Below are 19,066 nucleotides of genomic sequence, written 5' to 3' on the forward strand. Positions count from 1 at the left end.
GGAAGGCCTGGTTACTTGTCAATGCGCGTCACGTTGTGGCTGTTGACGTTGACCTCGTTGTGGATGTCCCCGGTGTGGAAGTCGATGAGCCCGCACAGCAGGCAGCCCGGGTTGTCGGCTGGGGGCGCCGGGGCCTGGGACACGGTGACGGTGGTGGTGTCACTCGAGGCGCCGCAACTGTCGTCGCCGTTGTAGGCGGCGGTGATGGTGTGTGTTCCGGTGGTCGTGAAACCGGTGGTCAGTGAGGAGTTTCCGTCGGCGGAGACGGGCGCCGTCGCGAGGAGGTCCTCGCCGTCGAAGAACGACACGCCGAGGCCGCCGCTCGGGTCCGAGCTGCAGGTCACTGTCGCGGTGAGGGTCACCAGTTGCCCGGTCGCCGCCGAGGAAGGCGTGGCCTGGACCGTGGTCGACGAGGGATCAGCGGCGGCAGCCGACGGAGCGAGGAACAGCACTGTGGCCGCTGCCGTCGCGGCGACCACGGCTCCGGCTTTGCGCGCACGACGGGCTTTCACTTAAGGGGCCTCCTCGGTCCGATGGTGGGGCGGGGGTTCGCCGTAACCGTTCGGTGCGTGACCATAGGCCGCTTTCGGTGGCATGTGCGGGAGGCGCGGGTTCAGGCGGCCCGCCCGCGTCGTCGGCTCGCTCGAATGGGCTGGCGCGGGGCAGGCGCGGGGGTCGCTGTCGCCGGTGCCGTAGTACCGGCTCGCTCGAATGGGCTGGAGCGGGCCGGTGGCACGGGGCAGGCGCGGGCCGGTTCCGTGGTACCGGCTAGATCGCTGGAGGCGCGACCCGCTGGTAGGCGAGCGCATTGCTGGTGCCGCCCGACGTGGTGACGCTCACCGGCACCGGCCCCGCCGGGCCCGCCGGGGCGATCGCGATCGCTGTCGCGTCCGACAGCACGTTGAAGGCCGCCGGTACCGTGCCGAAGCGGACCGCTAGGGTCGTGGTCAGCCCGGTACCCGTCAGGGTCACGGCGGCACCCGCGCCCGTCGGCCCCTGCGCGGGCGACAGCGCGGTGAGCACCGGCACAGCCAGGTAGGTGTAGATGACGGAGTTACTGCCGCCGCCGGGACCGGTGACGGTGCACGCGACGGATCCGCTGCCGGGCGGGGTCACCGCCGTGATCTGGGTGGCGGAATCGACGGTGTAGGACGCCGCGGGACTGCTGCCGAAGGTGACGGCGGTGGTCCCGGTCAGGCCGGTACCGGTGAGGACCACGCTCGTCCCACCGGACGTCGGGCCCTGGGCGGGCGAGACGGACAGCAGCGAGGGCGCGTTGAGGTAGTAGAAGAACACCGGGCCCGAGGTGCCGCCGACGGTGGTCGCGGTGACCGCCACCGCGCCGGTGCCGGCCGGGGCGACCGCGGTGATCTGCGTGGCCGAGTTGACGATGTAGGACATCGCGGGAGTGCTGCCGAAAGTGACGGCGGTGGTCCCGGTGAGACCGGTACCGGTGAGGACCACGCTCGTCCCGCCAGACGTCGGTCCCTGGGTGGGTGTGATCGCGGTGAGGGTCGGGGTCGGCGCGTAGGTGTAGGTGACCGTGTTGCTGAGCCCGGCGGGTGTGCGCACGGTGACGTTCACCGTGCCGGTCCCCGGCGGGACGGTGGCCGTGATCGTCGAGGGGGTGTTGACCGTGTACGACAGTGCGGCCGCGGATCCGAACGTGACAGCGGTGGCGCCGGTGAACTGGCTTCCGTTCAGGGTCACGGGATTGGTGCCCGCTGCCGGACCCGTGTGGGGTACCAGCGAGGTGAGGACGGGAGGGGCCACGGGGACTCCAAGGGGTGTGGTCGGCCTGGCTGGGCCGCGAGCAAGGGGGGCCGCGGAAGCGATGCGGGCGTAGGCGAGTTCGCACCGCTGCCGTGGGCACGGGCCGGTGGACCGGAGCGGGCCTGGACCGTGCGCGGCCGTGCGGCCGAGTCGCCGTCAGATGCCGGGACCGGACACGTAGGTGAACGCGCCGCTGGCGGTGGCGCTACCGCCCTGAGTGGTCACAACGACGTCGACGGAACCTGCGGCGCCCGGCGGTGTGACGGCCACCAGAGTGGTGTTGTTCAGCACCGCGAAGGACGCGGACGTACCGCCGAGGGTGACGGCCGTGGTGGACGCCAGGCCGGTGCCGTCGACGGTCACCGAGGTACCGCCGGACGTCGGTCCCGAGGCGGGGGTGAGCGAGGCCAGTGTCGGCGCGTCGACGTAGGCGTAGGTGAGCGGAGTCGTCGTGCCCCCGGTGGTGGTGACGGTGACGCCGACCGAGCCGCTGGAACTGCCGGCGGGAACGGCCACCGACAGCCGGCTGTCCGAGACGACCGTCGGCGTCGCGCTGCTGGAGCCGAAGGACACGGCGGTGGCTGTGGAGAGTCCGTAGCCGTCGATGGTGACCGTGTTGCCGCCTGCGGTCGGACCGGAGCCGGGGTTCAGGGACACCGCGATCGGCGGGCTGATGTAGAAGAAGGAGAGCGAGTTGCTCGTCCCTCCCCCGGTCGTCACGTTGACGTCGACGACTCCGCAGCCCGCGGGGACGATGACGGTGATCGAGGTCGGCGTGTTCGCGGTGATCGTGGCCGTCCGGGACCCGAAATGGACGGCGGTGGCACCGGACAGGTTCACGCCGGTGATGGTGACGGTGGTTCCGCCGCTGGTGGAGCCTTGGTTGGGGCTGATGGGCATGAGGGGTTCCTCCTCACTCGGAAGTCTTCTCCGAGCAGCGACTGGGTGTCCCGATCCACGGACGTCCCGAACCTGCCCGGCCCGGGACGACGCGCCCTGGGCGCCGGCAGACGGAAAGGTGCGGAGGCCCGACCGGACGGGATGGGTTCAGTCCCGGGAGGGAGGCTTGTCCGCGGCGACTCGATGGACCATCGCCCATTGATGCAGACACCCGAATTAACCCATCCGAGTGAGCTCATCACCAAGGAAATTGACATGACATCAGCCGTTTGGCGGAGCGCATCTGGCGCACGACGGCGTGTTCCGGTGGTAGACGGTCGTCTGTCGAGTCGGCACGACCACGGAGGAGTCCACGACGGGCCGGGCTGGCGTACGCACCGCCCATGCGTCGGTGTGCGGGCACGGGCCGTAGAGCGGGGCGACGGCGAAGTCAGCCCCGAAGACAGGCCGGACGGCCGACGGTCGCGCCGGTGTCAGGAACAGGGGGCATCTCCCCCGGCTGCCATCGGCCGCTTAAATACCCAGGTGGTGAACTGGACGCAGATGCACGACTGCTACGGGGATGTCGATCGCGTCCCCGCGCTTCTGGAGCAGGTGGAGGTCGAGGACGATGCCGAAGCCTGGGAGGCACTGGGACACCGGCTGGTCCTGGAACACGACCTCGTCTTCCCCGCCAGTTTCGCCGCCCTGCCACACCTGGTACGTCTCGCCTCGAGGAGCGCCCGGGCACGTGGTCTGGCCGGGACGATCCTGCGACGCGCGGCAGGACACCACGGCTGCGACGATCTGCTGGCGGACTGCGCCGACCCGATCGCGGAATTCCGCGAACTACTGGACCGGCACCTGCGATCGCGGCCGGACGACTACCTCGCGACCTTCCTCGATCTGCTCGCGGCCAGGGAGGAGTACCACTGGAGTGCCGTCCTGGGGGACTTCACGGACGACTTCTACCACCTGGCCTGCCCCCACTGCGCCGTCGAAGTGACGATCGCCATCGGGGACCACGGGCGGTATTCAGCGATCCGGGACTGGCACCTGGGCGACGTGGACCGTCGCGGCCTGCGTCCGGCGACCTCAGCGGAACTCTCCGGCACCGGCCGGTGGATGTACGAGACTGCCGTCCGCGACGGGCACGAGGCACTCGCCGACGGACTCACCCACCTCTTCGGCACGGCCGAATGCCCACGCTGCGCCAGCGTCTTCGACATCGCGGACGAGTACACCTCCGCCAACCGACCCACCCTGCGACAGAGCCAGGCGCACCGGAGGTAACCCAGAAAGGGCTCATGTCCTCTAGCCTCCACCCCCAACCACCCCCGCAGGCACGGGAACGACAAGGGGTAGCAGGGCCCACGCCACGCGCGGGCGGGCGAAGGTCTGGTCGTAGCTCGGCGGACGCTCACAGAGTTCGTGCAATTTCCACGTGACGGCCTTCCGACGCGCGCTCCGAGGGGCGAAGATGATCACGACGCCGGGCTGCGCGTTCACGGTAAGGCAGTTGGCAGCGCCGGGGACCACGGAGGGGGACGAGGAATCTCCCCCTGAGGGGCCGGTCGTGCGCGGGAGGTGTTTCCCGCGGCGCGTCAACCCGGTCAGGCACCCGGCCCGGCGGCGGTACCTCTTGACGATCCGGAAGGAAACACGGTTCACGATGAGTGCGTTACACAGATCGGCGTCGGCGGCGGGGAGACGGCACAGGACGGGCCCCCGCCGGGCTCTCACCGATCACCTCGTGGTGCTCCTGGTCACCCTGGCCATGGTGGTGACGGGTTCCGCCCTTGGCTCGGGGCCGGCGGCGGCTCAGGAGCAGGCGACCGGCACGGCGTGCGGGGCTCACGCCACCTCGTTCGGCGCCGTGGCGAACGCCCCGGACATGACCCTCCGTATGGGATGTGCCGGGGACGCGGGTTCGCTGCGCACGCTCGCCCAGAGCGACAGCGACCTCGTCGTCGCCTTTGACTACAACATGCCCGAGCGCCGCGACGAGACCCGCGCCGATGCCCGGAAGGCGGTCGCCGCCATCCAGGCCGATCAGGACTCCGGGCACACTCTCGCCCAGGCGCTCTACGACCACGCGCGGGACAACGCGGTGGGGCTCTACCCGACGACGGACGCCGGTGACTACGACGGGCGGATCACGGTCGCGGGCGACAGCATCGTTCTCGTCCTGCCGTCGGGTGAGGTCGGCGCGAGCGCCACGTGGTGGCAGAAGTTCATCGCGGGCGGAGTCACTCTGGCGACGACCGTCCTCGCGCTCTCCGTGTGCCTGGCCGCGTTCACTCCCGGGGCCCCGGCGGCCGCCCCGGTCTGCGCGGCCGTGAGCGGTGGCGTCGCCGGCTTCGTCGGCGAGGCGCTGAACGCGGTCTTCGACCACGCGGACTTCAAGGACCCGGACGTCTGGGGCGGCATCCTCGCCACGGCCTTCTGGGGCGTCGTAGGAGGCGCCCTCACGGGGACCCTGGTGAACTGGGCGACTGCCAGCGCCGCGAGCTTCGTCGCGGAGATCCAGACCAGTCTGCGCTCCGTCTTCGCCCGGTTGGGCAACTTCGGCAATCCCCTGACGTACATCAGCGACCACCTGAGCGACATGGTGCCGGCCCTGCTGCGGCGCCTGAACGACCTCCAGCGCGGCATCGGAGGGAGTGACACACCCCTGCGGGTCATGGTCGTCGGCGACTCCATGACGCAGGGATACGAGGGCGACTGGACCTGGCGCTACCGCCTCTGGAAGTGGTTCCGCGACCAGCACATCGCAGTCGACTTCGTCGGCCCGTACAAGGGGACCAAGGCGCAGGCCCAGCCGCAGCCCCCGGCGCGGCCCGCTCTGCAGGGGGAGACACCCGGCGCCTCGCTGGACGCCCCGGACACCTCCGGCGGCTACGCGGCGGGCGTCGACCCGGCCTTCGACAGCGACCACTTCGGGGTCTGGGGCCGTCAGGCGATGCAGGACAAGAAGCTGATCCGGGGCATGGTGGCCCAGTACAATCCGGACCTGGTCCTCGTCGGCCTCGGCTTCAACGACATGGGCTGGTTCGTGAGCGGCCCGCAGGGGACGCTCGACAGCATGAAGACGTTCGTGGACGAGGCGCGCGCGGCCCGTCCGAACGTGAAGTTCGCCGTCGCGGACGTCCCTCAGCGCACCTACATAGGCGGGCGGGACGACCTGCCGCTCAGCACCACCGACTACGACCTGATGCTGCGCCAGGCCGTTCCGCAGTGGAGCACCCCCGTCTCCCCTGTCGAGGTCGTCAACTGGTCGGGCAACTACACCTGCGCCCGTGACGCCTGCCCCGCCGGCTACGACGGGCTGCACCCCAACGCGCTCGGCGAGTTCCAGATCGCGCACGCCTTCGAGACCACCCTCCACGACCGGTACGGCATCGGCCAGATCGTCCCCGACGTCCCCCGCTCGGTCCCGGAACGCCCCGTGGGCCTCGCGGCGAACGTCAAGGCCGTTTCCAGCGACCTCGGCGTCACGGTCACCTGGAACCGGGTGTACGGCGCGCGCGGCTACACGGTCCGCTCCCGGCTGGTGGGCGCGACCGCGTGGAACGAGACGCCGGTGCAGGCGAACCGCTACGACACGACCTGGACCCAGGACGGCATGGAGTGGGAGTACTCCGTCCGTGTCGACGACGCGGGTGACGGCGTCTCGGCGTGGTCCCCGGTCGTCCGGGCCACCGCGCACCCGCACACCGCGGCGGCACCCACGCATGTCCTCACCAACCCCACCATCGACGGCGTGGACCTCTCCTGGGAGCCCGCCAAGGGGCCGTACAGCGACAGCGTGGACCGCTACGAGATCATCACCTGGGACAAGGACACACCGGGTGCCTTCATCCAGAGCACGGCCGTGCGCGGCACCTCGGCGCACATCGCCGGGCTGATCCCGGGTCATCACTACCTGGTCGCGATCGCCACCTGGAACGCGGTGGGCGGCGGCCTGCCGACGGGCGCCCGGCCCGTCACCATCGGCGCGGGCACCCCGCCGACGCCGACGAACCTGCGCATCAAGTCCCTGGATGCCACGACGGTGCAGCTCGACTGGAGCGGTTCCCCGCAGGCTGCCGGCTACCGCGTCTGGTACCGCAACCGTACGGAGAACGGCCCCTGGCAGACCGACGAGTACATCTCGGACACCCCGGACCGGGGCATCGCCTTCCTCTTCCCCGGCAACTGGAACTTCGAGTTCGCGGTGACGGCGGTGAACGGCCAGATGGAATCGGCGCGGTCCGGCGCGGTCTCCGTCCCGGCGCCGCCGAGCACCGGGGGCGGGTCCACGGGCGCCGACACGGGCAAGAGCGGTACTTCCCGTGAGGCTGTCCGAGCGGTCGGCGGTTCCGGTCCGGACGCCGGTCAGGACGCCGGTCAGGATCTCGCCCTGCTGCGCCAGGCCCCGACCGCCTCCCCCGGGTCGGTACCCACCGCACGCCCCCGTGCGTAGTTCCTCGCCGCCTTCGTAACACTGCGCGCCCTGCGTGCTCCGGCTCAGCGCCGGGGCACGCAGGGCGCCCGTGGTCCGAGGCGGCGGCAAGCCGGTGGTGGGCCGGTGACCTGTGCGGCCTCAAGTGCTGGTCTGTCGTCGGCCCCGCAGGTCCTCAAAGCCGGAAGCCGGCCGGTCCCCGCACCGTGGCCGCGGCCAGTTCTGTGATCCGGGCAGCCGGGATCGGCACCCCGGGGGCGTTCTGGAACCAGGCCACCATGTCCGGGATGCTGAGGCCGGCTGGAGGCTGTCCGGTGTAGGCGACGGCGTACAGCGGCGTGTTGGGTTCGCTGCGCCAGCTCTCCGCCAGGGGACCGAGGTCCACCGCCTCGAATCCCAGACGATCCAGCAGATCCGCCACCTCCTTCTTCGCCGCCGGGTCGTCACCCGAGATGGGGATTCCGGTACGGTCCTCGGCCTCGGCCGGGCGGGCCAGCGACTGAAGCGGCTTGGGGCCGATGCTGTGCAACGCCTTCACCAACCGGGTGCCCGGCAGGTCACGCTGGACCAGTTCGCTCGAGGTCAAGGTGTGGTCGTCGAGCTCCGCGATCTCTGCCCCGGGGTAGACCGCGTAGTTCATGGGGTCGATCACCGTCTTGCCGACGAGTTCGGCGATCGGCAACTGCTTACGGGCGGACAGCGGCACCGCGGCAAGGACGAGATCTGCTTCGCCGGCGGCGACGGCCGGGGTGGCGGCCCGGGCCCGCGGGCCGAGTTCGGTTACCAGAGCGGCCAGCGACTGCGGGCTGCGCGAGTTGCTCAGGATGACATCGACGCCCGCTGCGACGGCGCGACGTGCCACCCCTGTGCCGACCATGCCGGTGCCGATGATGCCAAGTGTCGGTGTCTTCATGAAGACAGCTCATCCGATGCGCGATGCGTGAACAACGGTCAGGATCATCAGTCAGCGATCACATTTCGTGATAGATCACGGGGGTGGAACTGAGGGCGTTGCAATACTTCGTGACCGTGTCCGAAGAGCTGCACTTCGGCAGGGCGGCCCAACGGCTGCACATCGTGCAATCGGCGGTCAGCCAGCAGATCGTGCGGCTCGAACGCGAGCTCGGCGTCCAGTTGCTCGAGCGGACGTCGCGTAGCGTCCGACTCACCGCAGTGGGCGAACGGGTGCTGGTAGCAGCCCGGGAGACTCTGGCCGCAGCGGCTCGCGTCCGGGTGGTCGCCGGCGAGGAGGCGGCCCCGCTGCGTATCGGCATGGCGTCCTGCGTCACCGCACGGTTCGACCGGGCGCTGGCCCGTCTGCGCGACGGTGATCGCCCCGCTGTCCCACACCTTGTCGACCTGCCGGTGACCGCGCGTCTGGACGCCGTCCGCGACGGCCACCTGGACCTCGCGCTGGTCCGCGGCGCGGTCGCCGAGCCGGGACTCCGGGTGATGCCCAGTTGGTCCGAGCCGCTGCACGCAGTGCTGTCGACCGACCACCCGGCCGCCGCCAGACCCTCACTCAGCCTGCTCGACCTCGACCCCACCGGACTACGACTGCCGTCGCGCGATACCGACCCGCCCCTGCACGACGCCATGCTCGCCGCTCTGCCCGTCGCGCCGTCGAGACCGCCCGCCGGGGACCTGGTCAACGTACTGTTCGAGGTCAGCCAGGATCCCGGGAGCTGGACGCTGATGCCGGCCGAACAACTTGCCGCTCCGCTGTCCGGCAGGATGACGCACGTGCCGCTCGACCCGCCGGTGACCGTCGTCGGCCACGTCGTGACCTCCCGTGCCACACCGAAGACGTGCGCGGCGTCGTATGTCGCCGCGTTCTCCGACTGACCACCTCGCGCGCCCTTCGACGAACGCGGGAATCTGCGGGTGGGCGAGCATCTGGTGCACACGCGCCGGTGCGCGCTCGGGTCACCTGCGGCGCACCGCCCTGGGTCATGCCCCCAAGTTCTCCGTCACGGGCAGGCACTCGGTGAGCAGGTCTACGATGTCGCGCCAGGCTCGCTGTGCGTGCTGTGGGTGGTACCCGGCGCCGGGGACGGTGGGGTGGTCGACCGGTGGATGGTGGAAGGCGTGCAAGGCGCCGCCGTAGACCGTGAGGCGCCAGTCGACGCCTGCGGCCTGCATCTCGGCGGTGAACGCGTTTCGTTGCGCGGGCGACATGATCGGGTCTTCCGAGCCGACCCCGGCCCACACCGGGCAGCGAATGTGTGCTGCCTCGCCCGGTCGGCCCGTGGTAGTCGCGTTGACTGTCCCGATCGCGCGCAGGTTGACGCCGTCTCGCCCGAGTTCCAGCGCGATGGCGCCCCCGGTGCCGTAGCCGATGGCGGCGATCCGGTCGGGGTCGGTCCGGGGCTCGGTGCGCAACACGTCGAGCGCCGCATGGCCGATCCCCCGCATCCGGTCGGGATCAGCGAGCAGCGGCAGGCAACGGGCCAGCATCTCCTCGGGGTCGCCCAAGTAGCGCCCGCCGTGGAGGTCGAAGGCCAGCGCTACATATCCCAGCTCAGCGAGAGCATCGGCCCGGCGGCGCTCGACATCGCTGAGCCCCATGCCTTCTGGTCCGAGCAGCACCGCGGGCCGGCGGTCGGCACCGGCCGGGAGCGCGAGGTGCCCGATCATCGTCAAACCGTCGGCCGGATACTCGACCGTGCGCGTCGTAATCGCCGTCATGAGGCTGGACTGTAATGATCGTCGCCCCTGTTCGGCGGCTGTTCTGCCGCTGGCGGAACAGCGTGGGTCTCCCTCTGAAATACGGCGAGAGACACGGCACTCAAGGCTTCAAGATCATCCCGTTGACCCTTTGGCGCGTATCCCGGTCACACCCCGGCGTGTGCGCCGAGGCGCCGCCCGCCGACGAGGTCGACTACACCGACCACTCCACGCTCACTACGCCCTCCGACCCCGCCACGGACGCCGACGCGGCGGGCTTCGCCATCAGCGGAAAGGGCCTGCACATCGGCGGCATGCGCCACGAGTTCCGGGATGTGCCGGGAGGCTTCCGCGCGCCTGTGCGTCGAGTTTCCCCGTACGACCCTCCCGCGCATCCTCTCCGAGCACCGCTGGCACTTAGCCATCGAGTTCTCCAACTGGGTGGAGTTCGCCTTCGGCGCCAGGCGCTGAATGCGCCTAGGGCGTGGGCGAACGTTCGGTCCCCGCCAAGGACATGGGCGATGGTGAGTGAGTACCGGACACCGGCTCAGTGCGCGGTCGAGAACGAGGATGCGGATGCTCTGGCCCGCTCGTCCCGCCTGATCTTTGATGAGCCCGGGTCTCGGGACGCGCTGCGGACCCGGCGAGGGCGGCCGGTCTGCAGGCCAGACATGTCCGTCCCCTACGGAGTCAACGGCCGATCACGCCCAAGCACACGCGAATCCCGGCCTACGCTGCAACCGGCTTCCTGATAATTTCAACAGCGCGTAATCACCCTGGCGTCAACACCAAGTCGCTGTCAGAATCGTGTCGTTGACGGTCACTCAGGAGGTTGGGCGTGAGCGAAGCCCGTCCCGGCACCAGCACGCCGCCAGTCCTGCGTGTGATCGGCGACCGTCGGCTGCAGGACATCCGACTCGACACCTGCGCCTCGCTGGAGGACGCGGCACAAACCCTGCGCGTGCAGACCCTGACGGTCCGTCGGCCGGAAAGGGGCGAGGTCGCGCTGAGGCCTCTCTACGCGGACAAGCTCCTGGAGACCTACGGAGCGGACCGCCAGGTGAGCGACGAGTTCATCGACTTGGCCGAGCAGGCCGACGAGCCCGACTGGTGGGCCCGTTACCGCGACGTCGTCCCGGCGACACCAGTCCAGTTCCTGGCCTGCGGGCCGACAGACACACGCGTAAAGGGGAGAACATGAGCACCAGGCAGGTCGGCCGGGATCTCGACACGAGCAAGGCGCACTCGGCCCGGATGTACGACTACTTTCTCGGTGGCAAGGACCACTTCGAGATCGACAAGGAGGCGGCCCTGGTCGCCGCCGACGCACACCCCGGCATCTACATGACCGCTCGCGAGAACCGTGCGTTCATGCACCGTGCCACGCGGGTCCTGGCGCAGGAGCACGGCATCCGCCAGTGGCTCGACATCGGCACGGGGATCCCGACGGAGCCCAACCTGCACCAGGTCGCTCAGTCCGTCGCCGCCAACGCCCGTGTCGTGTACGCCGACAACGACCCCCTCGTCCTGAAGTACGCCGAGCGCCTCATGCGCAGCACAACACAGGGACGCACGGCCTACGTCGAAGCCGACATCAGGGACCCCGATGCGCTGATAAGCGCCGTGGAGGCCTCCGAGGTACTGGACTTCGACCAGCCCATCGCCCTCTCCCTCAACGCGCTCATGCACTTCATCACCGACCCGCACGACCCGTACGCCATCGTCCGCCGGCTGCTCGACCCGCTGCCGCCGGGCAGCGCCCTCGCCATGAACCACTGCACCCCCGACTTCGACCCCGTCACCTGGAACAAGGTCGCGGAGGTCTACACCAAGTCCGGTTCTCCGGTGCGGTTCCGTTCGCACAGCGATGTCCGCCGTTTCTTCGACGGACTCGACCTGATCGACCCCGGCATCGTGTGCTGCCACCGCTGGCGGCCCGCCGGCCCGGCCGAGGGGCCGGAGCCCACGGACGCCCAGATCAGCCTGTTGGCGGGCGTGGGCATCAAGCGCTGACCGGTGCCCGGCCGATCGTGCGACCGACTGGGCGAGGCATCTTCCGAGGGAGCGGGGACCGCGCCGCACGGCCGCGGTCCCCTCCCCCGCCCCTGTCCGGTCCCCCGCCCGAGTCCAGGTGCTCGCGGCACGGTCACCCTCAGACCAGGGTCGATACGCAGAAGGGGTGGCCTGCGGGATCCAGCAGGACCCGCCACCGGTCGGGGTCCGGCTGGAATTCGGGCTTGACGGCGCCCAGAGCGAGGAGGCGAGCCTGAGCGGCGTCCAAGTCGTCGACTCCGATTTCCATGTGAGCCTGCTTCTCCTGGGAGGGGTCCGGCCAGGTGGGGCGGCGGTAGTCGGCGAGCCGGTTGAATCCCAGTCCAGCAGCTCCCTCTTGGCCGAGCAGGACGAAATCCTCGGCGGAGAAGACCACAGGCAGACCGAGGGCCTTCCCGTAGAAGTGGGCCAGCTCGGCTGGGTCAGGGCAGTCGAAGGTCACAGCCGAGTAGCGGAACGTTGATGCTGAGATGTCTTCATGGCTCATGCGCGGAAAGGTATTCGGGATCTAGGACAGGCCGGGTCCTATTGGCACTCGGCTCCACCGGCCTATGTCTGCGGCGCCGGACCCGCCGACTGGAGTAGGCCGCATCTTGAGCCGCTCGCCCACTTCCCACTGGGTCACCGTCCAGCTCGGATACACCGGCAAGGGCAACCGTGCGCACCCCTACGGCAAGTAGGTCGTGTACGCCTCTCCCTGGAAGGATGACCGTGGCGCACGAACACGAGAGCGGCGTCGAGGAGGACTTCCTCGAAGACATCTTCGTGACCGATGTCGGACTTACCTGGCTGGCCTCGCGATGGCAAGTACTGGACGAGGTCTACGCGGAGTTGGCCGGACCGAACCCCCTCGACGGCGGCCACGTCACGGTGTGGCTCAGGCTGGCCGAATCGTCGGTCGACCAATTCGACCGTTCCAAGGCCGCCCAACTGGGCCAGGACGTGCAGCGCCTGCTGCGCTCACCACTGCCGGAAGAGACCGTCCGAACGGTCTGGCTCGCCGCCACCCACGGCATCTTCGACCCACGCGAGCAAGGCATGAGCGCCCGCTCCTGGCTGCGGCGGGCGGAAGAGGCATGGCTGGCCCGGGTGCTCGAGGACGATCCGGCGTTCGTTCCCCCGCCGCCGCAGCCCGTGACGGACGAGAAGCTGCGGCGGGCCGTCCTCCAGGAGATCCATCCGGTCGCGCGGCGTCTGGGCCTCGCAGCCGAGCACCCTCCGTTTGGCACGCCAGTGACCGGCCTCGTCCAGGCTCTGGAGCAGGTGGTCACCGAGTCCTGCGCGGACCTTGGCTACCGGCTGTTCCTTCGGGCCATGAAGGCGTACCAAGTATCGGCGGACAAACCGAGTCTCGTCGCTCTCGGCGAGCGGTTCGGCTATCCGCACGGGTTGGTGCATGAGGGTCTGAACAGTCGGCCCGACTGAGTCGGGAAACGGGGGCGGGCTGACACCGACGGTGTCAGCGCTGCGGCCTCGAAAACGCCGACGCGGAGTGGGGCCGAGGACTACGGCCGCATGATGAGCGGATGCACCGGGGTCAGCGCGACGACTTCCTCCGCCCGGCCCTCCCACGAAGCCCTCCATGCATCGTCGGCGCCGTGCACGTTTCCTAGACCTCGGCCTGAGGCAACAAGAGGAAACCGGCGGCGGCCGCTGCCCCTGTCTCACCCGATGAGGCTGAGTACTGCACCGACGCCAGCGGTAGCCAGCCCGAGAAACGCTGGCCGGCCCGATGGTGGTCGGCGCGCCCGCACAGGACCTCATTCCGAGCGCGCGCCGGAGTCCCACTGGACGCCCCGAAGGAGTCGATGACAGCCCAGGGGGCTCCAGTCAGGCAGGGGGCGACACTCGGGCATGGGGACGGTGCGCGCCGCTCACCGAAGAGGGCGCAGTGGTACGCGTCTTCCGGTTCGCGCTTCATCCAGATGTTGCCGGTGGGAGGCTGCGTTGTTGCGTTGTGGGATCATCCGGTCTGTTTGCGCTGCGCTCTTCGAGATGCGTGACGAATGAAACGCCTCACCTCACCCTCGAAGACGCTATGGGTGGTATCTACCGTAAACTCTCTTTTAGTTCCCTCGTGACACCCAACGCACCGGAATGCAACCGCCATTTGATCCCCCACACCATGACGAGGGACACTGCCTGGCGGGTGCGTGTTCCCCCGTCGAGCGGGACTCGCATCGGCACCCTCCCGTGCAGGTCGTCAGGGGTCATTTACCCAACGATTGCTGGGCAGTTGACCTCAGGGTTTCGTGATAGCGTCCTTGTTCGCAGGGACAGTGCAACCTGAAAGGGAAATCGTGAACACGGAGAAGATCGCCGCTCGCCGCCTCTCAATGGAAGAGGTGACGAAGCTCGACATGAAGGACAGGCTCTTCGTTTCCGCCGACACGGCAGAACTCAAGATTCCCGGCTGCTATGTACCTGCTTTCCTGACCAAGTCCGGTGAGGATTTCGAGGGTGGTTCGGTCACGGCGAGGACCATATTCCAGGAAGAAGTCTCCTGCCTTCCCGACGACGAGAATGAAGCCGGGATCTACCTGGCCGACGAGAACGGCTCGGCGACCATCGAGGTCCTCCAGTCCGCCGGCGTCGTGCTGGACCTGGCGCTCTTCGTCCCCAATGGGGACAAGGGGGCCCTCTCGGCCCTTTACGCTGCGGCCCGGCAGGCGTTCGGCGCCGACGTCGTGCAGATCTGGCGCCAGGGCCTCAAGGAGGTTCCCGACGTGAAGGTCGACATCTTCGAGGAGCAGGTTCCCCGGGGACGCAAGGGGGGCGACAGCCCCAAGCGTGACCGTCGCGCGATCGACACCTACCCCGCCCGTGCGGACTTCATCGAGTTCACCGCGGGGTGGAAGCCGGTCATCGAGATACACAGGCCGGTCGTCGACGACACCCCGACCATCTGAGTCGGCGTTACCTCTGGTTCTCAGCCTGAGAGAACGCCGAGAACTCATGCAGTACACCCGGTCGACCCCTGAGTGGCCGAGGGAGCCGTCGGAAGGTAACTCCCGCACGTCGGAGTGCCGTTCCGCTCAATGACCTCGTGGCACGGCCGAGGAACGCCCGGCCGTGGCCCTGATGGTGCTGGACGTGCTTGCCGCGTCCAGCACCATCAGGCACACCCGGTCCGGTACGGCCCGTAGTCGGACCGGTGTACGGCCTCGGCTGCGACGGCTGAAGCCGGACCGGGTACAACGGCGGCGGCCGCGAGCATTTCGGCAGCGGCGCGAGTCCTGATCCTGTTTCCAATGCCCTGCTCGATGACCCCGGCCCGCTCAGGCAAGGGGGGCGGGGGCTGCCGGTCGGGGTCACCGAGCGCGGGGCGAGCGGCGGGCGGACTGCTGCCGGTGCCTGGTACGCCCGGCGGCCGCCTGGTCGCCGGAGACGGTGACCGGTTCTGCGGGCCAACGGCCCTGGCGATGCGCCGATCTGCAAGCTTGGTGCACCACGTATGGACACGGTCGCGGTACCCGCGCGCGAGGCCGACGGAACGCACTGGCTTGCGCGTAGCGAGATCCAGCGCCTGCTCTCCGCGGGTGTTGCTGTCTCAGGTACGCCCATCGCCGAACCCGACTCGCTGCGGTGAGCACGCGACAACCGTCGCAGCCCCTCCTCGCCGCACTTGCTTGGTCTTGGAACCATGTAGGGAAATCAAGGATCGAAGAGCGATCCCTGATCACCGGTATTAAGTTCTGGCCATGACTGGTGACTGGCGGTTGGACCGGATCGGGACTGCTCTGAGGGGCGAGAACCCGACCGTCCTGCGACGCCTGACAGCGGGGTTTGCGGTGATCGGGGACGTCCAGTTCCTGCCTGGCTACTCGGTTCTGCTCGTGGACGAGCCCGATGCGCAGCGGTTGTCTGACCTTCCGAAGGCGAAACGGCTGTCGTTCCTGTCCGACATGGACCAGCTCGGTGAAGCGGTCGAGCGTGTCTGTCGGCGGCTGGACCCGGGCTTCCGACGGGTCAACCTGGAGATCCTGGGGAATACAGACCCGTTCTTGCATGCGCATGTCTGGCCGCGGTTCGAGTGGGAGCCGGCCGATGTGGTGGGCAGGCCGGTGTGGCTCTATCCGCGCGAACGGTGGAGTGACGAGCAGTTCAGGCTCGGCCCGCAGCATGACGTGCTGCGCGATGCGATCAGCAGCGAACTGGACCGACTGCGCTCGGCGACCTGAGTCCGGGGAGACTCAGGGAGCGCTACGTCGCCGCCGGATCGACCCATGCACGGCCACCGGCACGTTCTCCGGCACGCCTGGCCGCCAGCATCCGGGGGCTGACCCGACCCTTGGCAACGCGTGCGCCGGGCGGCGGGGCCTTCTTCGACCGGGAGTGCCACCCGTCACCGCAGATGGCTGAATGCCAGGTCGGCGTCGGCTACGGCCTCGGGGTGGACGTCGCGGGCGGCTCGGCCGTCGGCGATCCTCTGCCAGTTGGTCCGGGCGAGCACCCGCTGGACCGCGAGTACCTGGGCGGCCCGAAGGCGGGCCTGGACGCCTTCGCCGAGGGCGTCCGCCAGTGCCTCCTCGTCTTCGAGCTGGTACTGCGTGAGCCGACCCGCAAGGCTCGGTGTGGTGAACACCAGCCTATGGAACGCCACCACTTCGGGATGATCGTTGAGGCCGGTGACGGGGTCGTGCCGATCGAGGCCGGCCCGGAAGTGCTGGTGCAGCGCCGTCACCGGCTCGATGCCGGACCCCCGGTCACGTACGACGCGCGCCGCCTCGCCCTGGTGGTCCGCGAACCGGTGCAGCACCAGATCTTCCTTGGTGGGGAAGTACCGGAAGAGGGTCGGCTTGGAGATATCGGCCGCCGCGGCGATGTCGTTGACCGAGACGCGGTCGAAGCCGTGCTCCAGGAACAGCGAGACGGCCGCGTCGCCGATGGCGTCGCGCGTCCGCTCCTTCTTGCGGGCCCGCAGTCCCGTCGACTCGCTCATCTGACCAGCGTAACATTCGTTACCGAGTTGCTTTTTTAACCGAGTAACGCTTTCATGGGCGGCATGAATCAGATGGACATTCCTCCCGTGCTCGTAACCGGGGCGACGGGCCGGGTCGGCCGCGTCGTCATCGACCAACTCCTCGACGCGGGCGTGCCGGTCCGTGCCCTCGCCCATCGCTCCGAGATGGCGTCGACGCTGCCGGCGAAGGCCGAGGTCTTCACCGGCGACCTCACCGTGCCCGAATCGCTCGACCCGGCACTGAGTGGCGTCGGTGCGGCCTTCCTCGTCTGGACCGCCCCTCCCCAGACCGCCGCGGCAGTCGTCGAGCGGCTGGCATCCCACGCGCGGCGGATCGTCTTCCTTTCCTCCCCTCACCGGACGCCGCACCCCTTCTTCCAGCAGCCCAATCCCATGGCGGTGCTGCACGCCGACATCGAGCGGCTCATCGCGGCCACCGGACTCGAGTCGACGATCATCCGGCCGGGGATGCTCGCGTCGAACTCGCTGGCCTGGTGGGCACCCGCGATCCGGGCCGGCGAGGTCGTCCGGTGGCCTTACGGCGCCGCCGAGTCGGCACCGGTCGACGAGCGCGACGTCGCAGCCGTCGCGGCGCGGACGCTCTACCGGGACGGATACATAGGGGGCGACTACGTGCTTACGGGCCCCGAATCACTCACCCAGGCCGAGCAGGTGGACGTCATCGGTGACGTCCTGGGGCGCCGGATCGACTTCGAGGAGATGACGCCGGACGAGTTCCGCAGCCTGTCGGAGGGCACGGCGCCCAGCTCGGTCGTCGACATGCTGCTCTCCGCGTGGAGCGCGGCTGTCGGGAAGCCCGCGTACGTCACCACCGCGGTGGCTGACATCCTCGGGACGGCGCCGCGGACGTTTAGCCAGTGGGCCGTCGACCACGCCAAGGCGTTCACGGAGGGGGCATAGCCGTCCCCGCGCGCTGTAGGTCGACTCGCTGTAACGGCTTGGGGGCCATCCCAGCGTCCGTGCACCCCATGCCTTGCCGGGCACCGTCAGCGCAGGCTCAAGGCGCCTCTCTCCCCCGTTCCGCGACAGGTTCCAGCCCACGCTGGCTCCGAGACTGCCAACGCCAATGACAGCTACACGTTCAGCCCCCTGCACGCACCGGGGCTCCATTTCAGGGGCGCGGCCCAACTCGCGTTTCCGGCATGCCCTCACTTGTTCGGTGATGAGCGTGTGTTGAGCGTGTGTTGAGCGTCGATCTCAGGCTCGGCCCACAGCCGCGACCTCAGCCGAGCGGTTGAGCCTTCAGACGCTGCGCGAGCAGTGGCGTGGCTTCGGCGGGATCGATGTCGCAGACCAACAGCCCAGGTTCTCCGTAAGGCTGATGGCTAAGCAGCGTGCCGTCCGGCCGCACTACGGCGGATGTCGTGGGCGATCCTGGGCTCGCGCAGTTGACGGCGGCGACGTAGCAATTATTCTCGGCGGCGCGACACAGAAATGCCTTCTCGTGGAAGGAGTTTCTCGGGTCGGCGAATTCAGTTGGCTGGAACGCGTCGGGCTCTGCTTCGCTATAGTGCAGGTGGAACACCAACTGGGCACCGTTGCGAACGGCCCAGCGAACCGTCTCCGGATAGCGAAAACCCTCGTGACAGATCACGATGCCGAAACGAATGCCGTCGACTTCGAATATCCGGCGACCACTACCCGCCTCGTATCTGGAGTCTTCGTCGGGGTCGAGCTGTACCTTGTCCTGATAACCCGCTCGATCACCGTCGGGTCGAAGCACGAGCGTGGTCAGACGCGGCTTGTCCGAAACGTACCGCTCCGTACCGAGCACCACGTAGATGCGGCTCTCCCGCGCGGCCTGGGCGATGCGCTCGTGCGCAGCTTCCAGGAAGTTGGCGCTCACGGCCTTACGCGATCGCAGCGGCCACGGATAGCCCGGCACGTACGCTTCCGGGAAGCACACGATACGCGCGTCGGCAGCAGCAGCGTCTCTGACCGCACGCTCGGCTCGCGCCACGGAGTCTTCTGGACTCTCGGGTATTTCGAGGTTGGCGAGCGCGATGCGAAGTCTTGTCATGCGACTCATTGTGCTGCACGGCCCGGACATGCACGGGGCGATCCGGATCAACTCCCCCTGCAAGCAACATCGCCAGCAGCCGCGCATGCGCCCCGCACCTCAGCCGACCCTTTGCGCTCGGCCCTGTCTTTCCGCCCTCGGCCTCGCGGATCCTGTGCGCAGGGTGAGCCTGGAGGTGTACGGCGATGCCGTCTGTCGTGCCACCAGATGAAATACCAGTAGAGGGTCGGCCAGGGCGTTCTGTGGA

The 19,066-nt window shown here is 69.0% G+C and carries 18 protein-coding genes; 10 read left to right on the forward strand and 8 right to left on the reverse strand.

What is annotated here, in order from left to right:
- Nucleotides 1-11 precede the first annotated feature (11 nt).
- The 3 genes from HEK131_RS15245 to HEK131_RS15255 form a co-directional block, all read right to left on the reverse strand.
- Nucleotides 12-512, reverse strand: a complete 501-nt coding sequence (locus tag HEK131_RS15245; RefSeq protein WP_244335712.1) for an Ig-like domain-containing protein — start codon at nt 510-512, stop codon at nt 12-14.
- 256 nt (nt 513-768) lie between these two features.
- Nucleotides 769-1,773: an IPT/TIG domain-containing protein gene (locus tag HEK131_RS15250; RefSeq protein ID WP_244335714.1), complete on the reverse strand. Its 1,005-nt coding sequence runs from the start codon at nt 1,771-1,773 to the stop codon at nt 769-771.
- Between the two features lie 156 nt (nt 1,774-1,929).
- Nucleotides 1,930-2,673, reverse strand: a complete 744-nt coding sequence (locus tag HEK131_RS15255; protein ID WP_244335715.1) for an IPT/TIG domain-containing protein — start codon at nt 2,671-2,673, stop codon at nt 1,930-1,932.
- A gap of 525 nt (nt 2,674-3,198) precedes the next feature.
- Here HEK131_RS15255 and HEK131_RS15260 point away from each other — a divergent pair.
- Both HEK131_RS15260 and HEK131_RS15265 read left to right on the forward strand, forming a co-directional pair.
- Complete coding sequence (locus HEK131_RS15260; protein WP_244335716.1) at nt 3,199-3,945, forward strand: hypothetical protein; 747 nt, start codon at nt 3,199-3,201, stop codon at nt 3,943-3,945.
- A gap of 460 nt (nt 3,946-4,405) precedes the next feature.
- Nucleotides 4,406-7,117 carry a fibronectin type III domain-containing protein gene (locus HEK131_RS15265; protein ID WP_244335719.1) on the forward strand — a complete coding sequence of 904 codons (2,712 nt, stop codon included), beginning with the start codon at nt 4,406-4,408 and terminating at the stop codon, nt 7,115-7,117.
- A 154-nt stretch (nt 7,118-7,271) separates the two neighbouring features.
- Here the strand turns inward: HEK131_RS15265 and HEK131_RS15270 are convergent, their stop codons facing one another.
- Entirely contained in the window at nt 7,272-8,009 is a 738-nt protein-coding gene (locus HEK131_RS15270; protein ID WP_244335721.1) for an NADPH-dependent F420 reductase, read from the reverse strand.
- 83 nt (nt 8,010-8,092) lie between these two features.
- Between HEK131_RS15270 and HEK131_RS15275 the strand changes: the two genes are divergently transcribed.
- The gene (locus HEK131_RS15275; protein ID WP_279614254.1) at nt 8,093-8,941 is read left to right on the forward strand and encodes a LysR family transcriptional regulator; all 849 of its coding nucleotides are present in this window, start codon (nt 8,093-8,095) and stop codon (nt 8,939-8,941) included.
- A gap of 105 nt (nt 8,942-9,046) precedes the next feature.
- Here the strand turns inward: HEK131_RS15275 and HEK131_RS15280 are convergent, their stop codons facing one another.
- Nucleotides 9,047-9,784: a dienelactone hydrolase family protein gene (locus HEK131_RS15280; protein WP_244335724.1), complete on the reverse strand. Its 738-nt coding sequence runs from the start codon at nt 9,782-9,784 to the stop codon at nt 9,047-9,049.
- Between the two features lie 312 nt (nt 9,785-10,096).
- Between HEK131_RS15280 and HEK131_RS15285 the strand changes: the two genes are divergently transcribed.
- The 3 genes from HEK131_RS15285 to HEK131_RS15295 all read left to right on the forward strand — a co-directional run bounded on the left by HEK131_RS15285 (nt 10,097) and on the right by HEK131_RS15295 (nt 11,776).
- Nucleotides 10,097-10,234: a hypothetical protein gene (locus HEK131_RS15285; protein ID WP_244335725.1), complete on the forward strand. Its 138-nt coding sequence runs from the start codon at nt 10,097-10,099 to the stop codon at nt 10,232-10,234.
- Nucleotides 10,235-10,601: 367 nt separating this feature from the next.
- Nucleotides 10,602-10,964 (forward strand): hypothetical protein, encoded by a 363-nt coding sequence (locus HEK131_RS15290; protein WP_244335726.1) that lies wholly within the window; start codon nt 10,602-10,604, stop codon nt 10,962-10,964.
- Entirely contained in the window at nt 10,961-11,776 is an 816-nt protein-coding gene (locus HEK131_RS15295) for an SAM-dependent methyltransferase (protein ID WP_244335728.1), read from the forward strand. Before HEK131_RS15290 ends, HEK131_RS15295 begins: the two co-directional genes overlap by 4 nt.
- A gap of 139 nt (nt 11,777-11,915) precedes the next feature.
- Here HEK131_RS15295 and HEK131_RS15300 read toward each other — a convergent pair whose 3' ends face one another.
- A complete protein-coding gene (locus HEK131_RS15300; RefSeq protein WP_244335729.1) occupies nt 11,916-12,302 on the reverse strand; it encodes a VOC family protein in 387 nt (128 codons plus the stop codon).
- 218 nt (nt 12,303-12,520) lie between these two features.
- Between HEK131_RS15300 and HEK131_RS15305 the strand changes: the two genes are divergently transcribed.
- The 3 genes from HEK131_RS15305 (at nt 12,521) to HEK131_RS15315 (ending at nt 15,996) form a co-directional block, all read left to right on the forward strand.
- The gene (locus HEK131_RS15305; RefSeq protein ID WP_244335730.1) at nt 12,521-13,240 is read left to right on the forward strand and encodes a hypothetical protein; all 720 of its coding nucleotides are present in this window, start codon (nt 12,521-12,523) and stop codon (nt 13,238-13,240) included.
- 875 nt (nt 13,241-14,115) lie between these two features.
- Nucleotides 14,116-14,724: a hypothetical protein gene (locus HEK131_RS15310; RefSeq protein ID WP_217464591.1), complete on the forward strand. Its 609-nt coding sequence runs from the start codon at nt 14,116-14,118 to the stop codon at nt 14,722-14,724.
- Between the two features lie 792 nt (nt 14,725-15,516).
- The gene (locus HEK131_RS15315; protein WP_244335731.1) at nt 15,517-15,996 is read left to right on the forward strand and encodes a diadenosine tetraphosphate hydrolase; all 480 of its coding nucleotides are present in this window, start codon (nt 15,517-15,519) and stop codon (nt 15,994-15,996) included.
- Between the two features lie 164 nt (nt 15,997-16,160).
- Here the strand turns inward: HEK131_RS15315 and HEK131_RS15320 are convergent, their stop codons facing one another.
- Nucleotides 16,161-16,757, reverse strand: coding sequence for a TetR/AcrR family transcriptional regulator (locus tag HEK131_RS15320; RefSeq protein WP_244335732.1), 597 nt, complete (start codon nt 16,755-16,757; stop codon nt 16,161-16,163).
- Nucleotides 16,758-16,844: 87 nt separating this feature from the next.
- Between HEK131_RS15320 and HEK131_RS15325 the strand changes: the two genes are divergently transcribed.
- Nucleotides 16,845-17,699 carry an NAD(P)H-binding protein gene (locus tag HEK131_RS15325; protein ID WP_244335733.1) on the forward strand — a complete coding sequence of 285 codons (855 nt, stop codon included), beginning with the start codon at nt 16,845-16,847 and terminating at the stop codon, nt 17,697-17,699.
- Nucleotides 17,700-18,021: 322 nt separating this feature from the next.
- Here the strand turns inward: HEK131_RS15325 and HEK131_RS15330 are convergent, their stop codons facing one another.
- Nucleotides 18,022-18,819: a carbon-nitrogen hydrolase family protein gene (locus HEK131_RS15330; protein ID WP_244335734.1), complete on the reverse strand. Its 798-nt coding sequence runs from the start codon at nt 18,817-18,819 to the stop codon at nt 18,022-18,024.
- Between the last annotated feature and the right edge of the window lie 247 nt (nt 18,820-19,066).

Source organism: Streptomyces seoulensis (genome assembly GCF_022846655.1).
Taxonomy (GTDB): domain Bacteria; phylum Actinomycetota; class Actinomycetes; order Streptomycetales; family Streptomycetaceae; genus Streptomyces.